The organism is Sphingomonas sp., from assembly GCF_048595155.1.
Taxonomy (GTDB): Bacteria; Pseudomonadota; Alphaproteobacteria; order Sphingomonadales; family Sphingomonadaceae; genus Sphingomonas_I.
The window spans coordinates 114,232-123,860 of sequence record NZ_JBMDXN010000111.1 but is presented as its reverse complement, the minus strand read 5'-3'; the positions used below and the strand labels follow the sequence as shown (position 1 = coordinate 123,860).

General features: G+C 63.9%; 10 protein-coding genes, 1 tRNA gene and 1 pseudogene. 1 reads left to right on the top strand and 11 read right to left on the bottom strand.

Annotated elements, in window-relative coordinates:
* The 5 genes and pseudogenes from ACOJSI_RS18495 to yajC all read right to left on the bottom strand — a co-directional run.
* Positions 1–281 (bottom strand): annotated as a pseudogene (locus ACOJSI_RS18495) (M48 family peptidase); the annotation flags it as partial.
* Between the two features lie 38 nt (positions 282–319).
* Positions 320–1,135, bottom strand: coding sequence for an outer membrane protein assembly factor BamD (locus ACOJSI_RS18490; RefSeq protein WP_420139782.1), 816 nt, complete (start codon positions 1,133–1,135; stop codon positions 320–322).
* 101 nt (positions 1,136–1,236) lie between these two features.
* The gene (gene secF / locus ACOJSI_RS18485; RefSeq protein ID WP_420139781.1) at positions 1,237–2,202 is read right to left on the bottom strand and encodes a protein translocase subunit SecF; all 966 of its coding nucleotides are present in this window, start codon (positions 2,200–2,202) and stop codon (positions 1,237–1,239) included.
* A complete protein-coding gene (secD, locus tag ACOJSI_RS18480; protein WP_420139780.1) occupies positions 2,202–3,815 on the bottom strand; it encodes a protein translocase subunit SecD in 1,614 nt (537 codons plus the stop codon). Before secD ends, secF begins: the two co-directional genes overlap by 1 nt.
* Positions 3,816–3,830: 15 nt before the next feature.
* Positions 3,831–4,280 (bottom strand): preprotein translocase subunit YajC, encoded by a 450-nt coding sequence (yajC, locus tag ACOJSI_RS18475; protein WP_420139779.1) that lies wholly within the window; start codon positions 4,278–4,280, stop codon positions 3,831–3,833.
* Positions 4,281–4,316: 36 nt separating this feature from the next.
* Between yajC and ACOJSI_RS18470 the strand changes: the two genes are divergently transcribed.
* Positions 4,317–4,393, top strand: a tRNA-Pro gene (locus ACOJSI_RS18470).
* Between the two features lie 70 nt (positions 4,394–4,463).
* Here the strand turns inward: ACOJSI_RS18470 and ACOJSI_RS18465 are convergent.
* The 6 genes from ACOJSI_RS18465 to coxB are packed head-to-tail and all read right to left on the bottom strand — an operon-like array spanning position 4,464 to position 9,620.
* Positions 4,464–4,874 carry a c-type cytochrome gene (locus ACOJSI_RS18465; protein ID WP_420139778.1) on the bottom strand — a complete coding sequence of 137 codons (411 nt, stop codon included), beginning with the start codon at positions 4,872–4,874 and terminating at the stop codon, positions 4,464–4,466.
* Complete coding sequence (locus ACOJSI_RS18460) at positions 4,864–5,772, bottom strand: cytochrome c oxidase assembly protein (protein WP_420139777.1); 909 nt, start codon at positions 5,770–5,772, stop codon at positions 4,864–4,866. Before ACOJSI_RS18460 ends, ACOJSI_RS18465 begins: the two co-directional genes overlap by 11 nt.
* Positions 5,760–6,107, bottom strand: a complete 348-nt coding sequence (locus ACOJSI_RS18455) for a hypothetical protein (RefSeq protein WP_420139776.1) — start codon at positions 6,105–6,107, stop codon at positions 5,760–5,762. Before ACOJSI_RS18455 ends, ACOJSI_RS18460 begins: the two co-directional genes overlap by 13 nt.
* A complete protein-coding gene (locus tag ACOJSI_RS18450) occupies positions 6,104–6,721 on the bottom strand; it encodes a cytochrome C oxidase subunit III (RefSeq protein WP_420139775.1) in 618 nt (205 codons plus the stop codon). Before ACOJSI_RS18450 ends, ACOJSI_RS18455 begins: the two co-directional genes overlap by 4 nt.
* On the bottom strand, positions 6,718–8,637 hold the full coding sequence (locus ACOJSI_RS18445; RefSeq protein ID WP_420139774.1) for a cbb3-type cytochrome c oxidase subunit I: 1,920 nt from the start codon (positions 8,635–8,637) through the stop codon (positions 6,718–6,720). The genes ACOJSI_RS18450 and ACOJSI_RS18445 overlap by 4 nt, the downstream gene beginning before the upstream one ends.
* Positions 8,634–9,620 (bottom strand): cytochrome c oxidase subunit II, encoded by a 987-nt coding sequence (coxB, locus tag ACOJSI_RS18440; protein WP_420139773.1) that lies wholly within the window; start codon positions 9,618–9,620, stop codon positions 8,634–8,636. The genes ACOJSI_RS18445 and coxB overlap by 4 nt, the downstream gene beginning before the upstream one ends.
* Positions 9,621–9,629 lie beyond the last annotated feature (9 nt).

Genomic DNA, 9,629 nt, shown 5'->3' with positions numbered 1-9,629 from the left:
ATCGACCAGGGCAGTTCCAGGAGGAATGTGAGCAGCACGAAGGTCACGCTCACAGCGAGCACCGTGCGCTTCGGCCGGCGGCCGTCAGGATCCAGCCTCTCCCGCAGACTCCGCAGAAGGCCGCTTTTCAGGATCAGCCAGGACGCGACTATGGAGACCAGGCAGGACCACAAGATCAGCCATTCGCTGCCGTGGGTATATGCGATCGCCTTGGCATGTGCGGCCGGCGACAAGGTCGCCATATAGGCCGCCGTTGCCGCACCCGGATCGAAGCCTGCCATGAAATCTGCCCTTTCCGCGCGGATCAGGGCAGTTCAGCTTATGCCTTGCTCTTGCCCTTGGGTGCGCTGCCCTCGGTCTTCTGGATAATCTCATATGCGCGCTGGTACCAGTCGCTACCGGGGAAGTTGGCGCCGAGCACCGCCGCCGTGCGATGCGCCTGCTCCGGAATGCCAAGCTCCAAATAGCTTTCAGTCAAGCGCAGCAGGGCCTCGGGAACGTGGCTGGTGGTCTGGTAGGAATCGACCACCTTCCGAAAGCGATACACCGACGCCAGCCATTCGTGACGGCGTTGGTAGAAACGACCGATATCCATCTCGCGGCCGGCAAGATGGTCGTTGATCAGGTCGATCTTCAGACGCGCATCGGACGCGTAAGGAGAATCAGGATAGCGGCGGATCAGATCGCCCATCGCATCCAGCGCCTGGGCGCTGATCTTCTGATCGCGGTTCACATCGCCAATCTGCTCATAATAAGCGACCGCGATCAGATACATTGCGTAAGGCGCATCCTTGTTACCCGGGTGGATCGACAGGAACCGCCGCGCGCTTTCGATCGATTCCGGATAATCCTGCGCCAGATAATGGCTGAACGCGCTCATCAGCTCGGCGCGGCGTGCCCAGATCGAATAAGGGTGCTGGCGTTCGACTTCGTCGAAGAGAACGGCGGCGACCTTGTAACGCTTCCGATCGAGCTGGTTCTTGGCCGCATTGTACAGCGTCTCCACGTCGCGCGCGACGTAGCGATTATTCTCCTTGCTCGACTTCTTGTCGGCGGCTTGGCTCGCGCTCCCGGTCAGGAGCAGCGCGGAGACGAGGCTTGCGGCAAGCGCGAAGCGAAGACGGGAAAGACGCATAGAGGCGACCCTTTAGACCAGCACCCGAAGCGCGGGAAGCGTTATGAGGCGGTACGATAGAGGCGCACAGATTGCGCCCCCATGAAGCAAGACGCGCCCGGTCAGCGAATCCGCTCCGCACCCGACGATGGGCCGCTCTTGCCCTTTTTCTCAACGGGCGCGGCATGCGGCGTCAAACCCAGCGAGATCAGCAGCGAACTCGACACGTAGATCGAGCTGTAGGTGCCGACGATCACGCCCAGCATCATCGCCGCCGTGAAGCCACGCAGCACCGGTCCGCCGAAGATCAACAGAGCCCCCAGCGCGAGCAGGATCGTCAGCGACGTCATCACCGTACGCGGCAGCGTCTCATTCACCGAAAGGTCGACCAGGGCCCGCATATCCATCTGGCGATATTTGCGCATATTCTCGCGGATGCGGTCGTCGATCACGATCTTGTCGTTGATCGAATAACCAATGATGGTCAGCACCGCCGCGACGATATTGAGATCGAATTCCAGCCGCGTCAGTGCGAAGAAACCAAGCGTCACCAGCACGTCGTGAACGATCGCGACGAAGGTCGAAACTCCGAACTGCCATTCGTAGCGCAGCCAGGAAAAGACCGCGATTCCCAATACGGCCAGAAATACAGCCAGCAATCCGTTACGGATCAACTCATTGGAAACCTTGCCCGAAACCGTTTCGGCGCGGTTGAAGGTGACCCCGGGATGCTTCGCTTCCAGCGTCGACTGGACATTCTTCACCAGCCGGTTGGTCGCACCTTCATCCTTGGATTCAGGCAAAGGCAGGCGAATAGACAAGGTGTTAGATCCACCGAAGGTGGTCACGCCCGCTTCGCCGACGTGCAGGCCGTCGACCTCGCTGCGAACCGCGTCGACACTCGGCGGCGTCGGAAAGCGCGCTTCGATCAAGACACCACCGACAAAGTCGACGCCCAGGTTGAGCCCCCGCACGCCGACCAGAACGGCCGCGGCAATGGTCAGCAGGGCAGTCAGTCCGAACGCCCAATAGCGTAGGCGGACAAAGCCGATATTCGTATTGTCGGGAACGAGTTTGAGCAGGCGCATCAGATGTGGATCTCCGTCGGGCGATTACGCCTGATCCAACCGGCAGTAAGCATGCGGGTGAAGACGACCGCGGTGAAATAGGAGATGAAGATACCGATCAGCAGCACCACCGCGAAGCCTTTGATCGGTCCGGAACCGAGCAACAGCATGATGATGCCAGAGATGAAGTGGACGGTATTCGCCTCGAAGATGGTCCGGCTTGCTTCCTTATAGCCAAGCTCCACCGCCTGGACGACGCCCCGGCCTCGTCGCCGTTCTTCGCGAATACGCTCGTTTATCAGCACGTTGGCATCAACGGCGGTGCCGATGGTCAGCACGAAGCCCGCGATGCCGGGCAATGTCAGCGTTGCCGTGAACAACGCCATCACCGCCAGGATCACGAAGATATTAAAGATCACGGCAAGGTTCGCGTAGACGCCGAAGCGGCCATAGGTGACGAGCATGAACACGATCACCGCGACGCTGGCGATAACGGAAGCGACGACGCCGGCGTGGATCGAATCCGCGCCGAGCTGCGGGCCGACCGTGCGCTCTTCGATCACCTTGAGATCGACCGGCAGCTTGCCCGAGCGAAGCGCAATGGCAAGCTGATTGGCACTGTCGACCGTGAAGCTGCCATGGATGATCGCGTTGCCGCCCAAGATCGGTTCATCGATGCGCGGCGCCGACAAGACCTGGTTGTCGAGGATCATCGCGAACAGCTTGCCGGAATTTTCCTGCGTCGCACGGGCGAACTTACGACCGCCCGCCGCATTGAACTTCAGCGCCACCGCCGGCTGTTGATTGTCGTCGCGGCTGAGTTCCGCGTCGATCAGGTCGTCGCCCGACAGGATAGCGCGCCGCTGGACGGCCAAGAGCCGTGGAGCGGCACTGGCCGGCTCACCTGCATCCTTAACGAATGGCAAGATCTCACTGCCGGGCGGAGCACGGCCCGCCTGCACTTGCGCAGGATCGGCATTCATGTCGACCATCTTGAATTCGAGTTTGGCCGTCTTGCCGATCAGCGCCTTGAGGCCCGCAGGATCCTGCAAGCCCGGCACCTGTACCAGAATGCGGGTAGAACCCTCGCGCACGATCGTCGGCTCGCGCGTGCCCATTGCGTCGATGCGCTTGCGGACGACTTCGGTCGCGGTCTGCATCGCTCGGTCCGCGCTATCCGACAGGCCGGCCTGCGTCGGGGTCATCACGATCCGCGTCGAATCGACCACATTGACGTTCCAGTCGCGCTGACCGGTCACGCCGACCGCCTGGGTCTGGGCGCGGGCCCGTTCGACCGCCGCATCCAGCTGGCCGACATCGCGCACGAAGAAGGAGAGACGGCCGTTTGCGGTCGAAATGTCCCCGATCGCGATCTTGGTCGAGCCGCGCCGCATCTCGGTACGGATCGTATCTTCCATCCGCTGGAGATTCTGCTTGGCGAGATCGGTCGTGTCCGCTTCCAGCAACAGATGGCTGCCGCCCGAGAGGTCAAGCCCCAGGTTGATGCGCGGCATGCCGCCCAGGCCTATGCGATTGGACAGGCTTGCGGGCATCAAGCTGGGGATGGCAAGCGCAACACCGACCAGCAGAACCAGCCAGATCGAGATCACCTTCCAGCGCGGAAAATCAAGCATCGTGCGGTTCCGCGCTTAATCGTTTGCGGGGGCGCCGAGCGGGCGAATGTCGCTGAGCGTCGACCGCAGCGCGCGGACGCGAACATTGGGGCCAAGCTCCAGCTCCACCTCATCGCCATCGGCCTTGATGACTTTGCCGATCAAGCCACCGCCGGTGACGACCGTGTCGCCCTTTTTGGCCGCCTCGATCTTTGCGCGCTGGGCTTTTTGCGCCTTACGCTGCGGATTGATGATCAACACCCACCAGATCGCCATGATGACGATCATGATCGGCAGAGGCGAACTCAATAGACCCTGAAGCGTGCCGGACGGCGCTGCGCCGGCTGCCTGGGCGTAAGCGGGCGATGCGAACATGGAAAAAAGGCCCCGAAACTGCTGGTGCGCCGCGCGGAAATCGCGTGTCGGCTGCAGGAAGGCCGGGCGACTATCACGGCCCGCCGCGGCGAGCAATGCCGTGCTTGCCAAGCGCGTCGTCTATCTCTAGTTGGCCGGCGCTTAGGTCGGGGCGTGGCGCAGCCTGGTAGCGCATCAGACTGGGGGTCTGAGGGTCGCAGGTTCGAATCCTGTCGCCCCGACCAGTAATTTCCGGGATCCCCCAATGTGGCCCGGAATTGAACTCCATCGAATCGGATGAGCAGCGCCGTCGCGCTAACGCTTCAACGAATATAGGTAGGCGGCAATATCGCGCGCGTCGCGCTCGCTGATGCCTTGATCCGGCATACCGTTGCCGGGGACCACCTGTTGCGGGGTGCGTAACCAGCGCACCATATTATCCGGTGTGTTCGGGAGCACGCCTGCAATCTCGCTGCGCACGCCCATCGCGGAAAGCGGTGGTCCGACCCGGCCGTCCGCACCGGCTACGCCCGGTATCTGGTGGCAGGCGCCGCAGCCATAGCGACCGATCGCCTGCCGCCCCTTGGCGACGGTGCCGCCGGCCAGTTGCTCCGCCGTCGTGCGCGCCTGCACGGCATCCTGTCGGTACAGGACGATCACCGAGGCGATACCGGCAACCGTCGCGAGGGCCAGCAAGGCCAGCACGAAGCGCAGACTAGCAGGCATGGCGCGCGCTCCGTGGCACCAGCACGGTGCGAAAGAGAAGGAGTGCCGCCACGGCATGCACCAGGCCGCCTGGTATCCACATGATCAGGCCGGCTATTTGCTGATCCTCGGCAGGTCCCAATCCAAAGGACCGCTCCGCCAGGCGCGCATAGCCGGAATACCAGGGACTTTGCGAGAAGGCCATCAGCGCGCCGAGGGCGCCGGTAACGATCGAGGTGAGGAGCAGGCAAAACGCCGCCAGAGCGCGCGCTCCTGGCGCACCGGATCCAGCCCCACGGCGACCCAGCATGGCCGTCCAGAACAGCAGCGCGCTGACGATGAAGGAAAGATGCTGGGCGGCATGCCAGCCGTCATGCGCGAGCGCCAGATCGAACAAGGCCGGCATGTGCCACACCCACAATGTCGCCGCCTGGAGCACCGTGGCGGCCGCTGCGCCGCTCAGGAACCGGAAAGTGGCCGACACCGGCACACTGGCGGACACGGCGCCGATCGCCCGTCGCGCCCCGGCTGGGAAAGCCCAGAGCATCGCCGACAGCGGATGTGCGGCGACGATCAAGGGTGCAGCCACCAGCATCAGCAGCTCATGCTCCACCATATGCGCGGTGAAGGATCTCTCGCCGGCGGCATGGAGGGGGGAGATCAGGGCACCTGCCATCGTCAGCCACCCGGCAGCAAAGCACAGGCCGCGCAGCACCAGCCGCCTACGCCCGTGCGTCGAACGCGTGGACAAGATCCACCATCCGCGCATGAACAGCATGCCGGTGCTCACGATCGGCACGATGATCCAGGGATCCCAGGTCCAACCCGGGCTGGCGAAATGGTCATGGCCGGCATGCGCCAGGGCGGGCGCGGCCAGCATCAACCCAAGCGGGGCGGCGCCCCGTGTCAGCGCACGCATGCCGGCACGATCATGACACCAAGGGTCTGGAAGCCGATAGCCAGCACGAAGATACCAGACAGGAGCAAGGCGATGCGCGCAATCCATGGCCGCGCGGCCGTCCGCTCTCCGGCGGGCCACGCATAAGGCCAGGCCAATGCCGCCGCGATCAGGCAGGCCAGCAGGCTGGCTCCGCCCCAGGCGATGCCCAGCCATCCACCCGCCAAGGCGCAGGACGTTTTCAGCACGCTCGCCAGCCCGACCTCGAATGCATACCAGGCGATCGGCGGCAGGCTTAACGCCAGCCAAGGCCGGATACGCGCGCCTCTGGAGGCCGGTGAGGCTGCCCGGTTCATCCCAGCCGCGGCGCGAGATAGACGATCGCCGCGATCGGGATCCACGTCAGCACCACGAAGGTCCAGTAGTTCGAATTGTCTTCCACGTCGGCGAACTGATCGTCGCCGATTTCATGGGTATAAAGCCACAGCGCCTGAACACAGGTGTCGCCCCAGTCGGTGACGATGTGGCTGGTGTGGAGCACCATCAGCATCCACAGCACGGACCCATAGGCATCCTGATGCCAGGGCACGTTGAGGTGCGCCAATTCGAATGCGCGCGGCACAAACAATGCGGCCCCTATGATCGCCATCAGCAACACGCCGACGCGGACCGCGCCTGCGTCCTTGCGCCGCGCCGCCCGCAGAACCCAGATATTAGGCATCATGCTGAACGCGAGGCCGGCCGTGAACACGATGCCCCAGATCAGGTCGGGCGGCCGATCGCCGGAGGGCGGCCAGGCCGGGCTCTGGCTCATCAGATAGAAATAGGTGCCGATGGCGAGCAGGAAGGCGGTTCCCTCGATCGCCATGAACCCGATATTGCCCCACCAGACGATGTTCCGTGCGCCCATCGCGCTTTCAGGCAGGTGCGACAGATCGCCCACGATCCGCGTCGGCGTGACATCGTTCATGACGTGCGCTTTCTCAGCGGGCCGGTATTGGCGCGGGCGCGTTGCGGCCAGAACCAGAGCGTCAGCGTGATCGCGACCGGGATGGCGCCCCACACCAATGCCCATGGCGAGAAGATGCTGCCGATGAACAAGGCCGTGACGGCAAGTCCTGCCAACAGCGGCGTGATCGACGGCGCCGGGCTTTTGTGACGATATTCGGGTTCGGCATCGACCAGCGAGGTGACGAGCACCTGACGCGTGTCGAGCGTCAGTCCATCCATCACCGCCAGCCCCTGCTTGGCCGTCCACAAGGGCGTGAGGCTGTCGACCACCGGCACATGATCGAAATTCTGGACCGCCGGCGGCGAGGCCGTGGCCCATTCCAGCGTCGAGGCGCCCCATGGATTGGCACCGGCCGGCCGGCCCCGGTAGAAGCTGATCCAGGCGTTGGCGACGAACACCAGCCCGCCCAGGATCGCGATGCCGGATCCCAGCGTCGCCACCAGATTGAGCGTGCCCCACCCCATGTCCTCGCCATAGGTGTAGATGCGGCGCGGCATGCCTTCCAGGCCCAGCACATGCATGGGAAAGAAGCCCAGGTTGAAGCCGCCTACGATCAGCCAGAAGCTGATCTTGCCCCAAAATTCGGACAACATGCGGCCCGTGGCTTTGGGATACCAATAGCTGAAGGCGCCGAAGAGCGGGAACATCGCGCCCCCCACCAGCACATAATGGAAGTGCGCCACGACAAAGTAGGTATCGGTCAGCTGCTGATCCAACGGCGCCGACGCGGTCATGATGCCGGACAAGCCGCCGATCACGAAGGTTGCGACGAACCCGATCACCCATAGCAACGGCGTCTGGTACTGCGTGCGCCCGCTCCACAAGGTCGCGATCCAGCAAAAGATCTGAATGCCTGCCGGCAGCGCGACCGCCATGCTCGCCGCCGTGTAAAAGTCATTCCCCAGTCGGGGCAGGCCGACGGCGAACATATGGTGGACCCACAATCCGAAGGCGAGCGCCGCAATGCCCAGCATCGACAGGACCATGGCGACATGCCCAAAGATCGTCCGGCGCGCGAAGGTTTCCACGATCATGGAAACGAAGCCGGTCGCGGGCAGGAAGATGATGTACACCTCGGGATGGCCGAACCACCAGAACAGGTGCTGGAACAACAACACGTCGCCACCGCCCGCCGGAGCAAAGAAGAGCGTAGAAACCATCCGGTCCGCGATCAGCATGCTCGTGACCAGCATGACGGCCGGCAGTGCAAAGATTGTCATCAGCGACGCGATCAACATCGCCCACAGGAAGAGCGGCATGCGCGGCAGCGTCATTCCGGGCGGCCGCATCTTGAGAATGGTGACGACGATGTTGACCGAGGCGGCGAGGGCCGCAACCTCGGTAAAGGTGATCATCTGCGCCCAGATGTCGGCCCTGTGCCCCGGCGAATAACCGGGACCGGACAGCGGCGGATATTCGAACCAGCCCAGGTCGGGCGTGATGCCGAGCGCGTGAGGCACCCACAGCATCATCACCCCACCAAGGTACAGCCAGTAGCTGAACGCCGCGAGCCGCGGGAAAGCGAGTGCACGCTGCCCCAGCATCAGCGGCACCAGCCAGATTGCCATCGCTTCCATGACGGGGACCGAGACCAGGAACAACATGGTCGAACCGTGCAGGGAAAAGCTCTCATTATAGAGCTGCGGCCCCATCCGGTTCATGTTCGGCTGCATCAGCTGCAACCGCATGTCGAGCGCCAGCATGCCCGCCAGGAACATCAGCGCGACCACCGTCAGGATATAGCGGGCCGCGATACGCTTATGATCGACGGTCGTGAGAAAGCCCCACAAACCGGGCGCGTCGCCCCAGGTTCGCGCAAGCCGCGCCGACCGATCCGCCAGCGCCAAGCCGGCCTGCTCCGTCGATCCCGTCATTGCAGCCCCGTCAGGTAGCGTGACACCGCGTCCGCGTCGGCCGGGGCGAGCGGTGTCGGCGGCATCATCGTCCCCGGCTTGATCGCCTGCGGCTGGACGATCCAGCCCTGCACCGCCCCCCGGCTCATCGGCAGCGTGCCGGCCGCGATCGATCGGCGCGTGGCGAAATGGGTCAGGTCGGGCCCCGCTTTCCCGACGGCCGTCGTGCCGCGGATAGTATGACAGGACCCGCACGATCCGGCCGACAGGATGCGCAGCCCGCGCGCAGCGGTCTCGTCGCCCGCGGGTGCGGCCGGCTTTGCCTGATTACCCAGCCAGCGGTCGAACGCGGCTTTGCTCTCGATCTTCACATCGAACGCCATGTGCGCATGCTGGACGCCGCAAAACTCGGCGCATTGCCCTCGGAACCAGCCGATGCGGATCGGCGTGAGATCGACCACGTTGCGCAACCCCGGCACCACGTCCAGCTTCTGCGCTACATTCGGCACCCAGAAGCTGTGCACGACATCGGCCGAGGCCAAGGTGACGCGCGTCGTCTGCCCGACCGGCAGATGGAGCTCGTTCGCCGTCTCGATCCACGCACCCGTGCCGGGATCGCGATACTGGATACGCCACCACCATTGATGCCCGGTAACGCGCACCTCCAGCGCCTTCCTGGCGCGCGCCTGGCCAATCCCGCGATCGACAAGGAAGCTTGCCGTGATCAGCACCGTCAGGCCGATAACAACCAATACGACCCACACCAGCAAGGTACGATTGAGGCCACGATCGGCCGGCATGACCGCCGGCTCGGCGTTCTGACGCCCCCGCCGCCACGAACGCCACAGGCCCAGGCTCAGGAAGACGAGGACGAGCAGATACATCAGCCCGCAGACGCCGATCATCAGCCAAAACAAGGATGCGATGCCCCGCGCCTGCTCGCCCGCCGGGGCAAGCGGCGACTGGACGCCGCAACCCGCCAAGCCCGCCAAAGGGATCGCCATAAGAAGGCC

Excerpts from the sequence above, each read along its gene's own strand:
- ACOJSI_RS18490 (WP_420139782.1), bottom strand. The coding sequence starts at position 1,135 with ATGCGTCTTTCCCGTCTTCGCTTCGCGCTTGCCGCAAGCCTCGTCTCC.
- secF (WP_420139781.1), bottom strand. The coding sequence starts at position 2,202 with ATGCGCCTGCTCAAACTCGTTCCCGACAATACGAATATCGGCTTTGTC.
- secD (WP_420139780.1), bottom strand. The coding sequence starts at position 3,815 with ATGCTTGATTTTCCGCGCTGGAAGGTGATCTCGATCTGGCTGGTTCTG.
- ACOJSI_RS18465 (WP_420139778.1), bottom strand. The coding sequence starts at position 4,874 with ATGCCTGCTAGTCTGCGCTTCGTGCTGGCCTTGCTGGCCCTCGCGACG.
- ACOJSI_RS18460 (WP_420139777.1), bottom strand. The coding sequence starts at position 5,772 with ATGCGTGCGCTGACACGGGGCGCCGCCCCGCTTGGGTTGATGCTGGCC.
- ACOJSI_RS18455 (WP_420139776.1), bottom strand. The coding sequence starts at position 6,107 with ATGAACCGGGCAGCCTCACCGGCCTCCAGAGGCGCGCGTATCCGGCCT.
- ACOJSI_RS18450 (WP_420139775.1), bottom strand. The coding sequence starts at position 6,721 with ATGAACGATGTCACGCCGACGCGGATCGTGGGCGATCTGTCGCACCTG.
- ACOJSI_RS18445 (WP_420139774.1), bottom strand. The coding sequence starts at position 8,637 with ATGACGGGATCGACGGAGCAGGCCGGCTTGGCGCTGGCGGATCGGTCG.
- coxB (WP_420139773.1), bottom strand. The coding sequence starts at position 9,620 with ATGGCGATCCCTTTGGCGGGCTTGGCGGGTTGCGGCGTCCAGTCGCCG.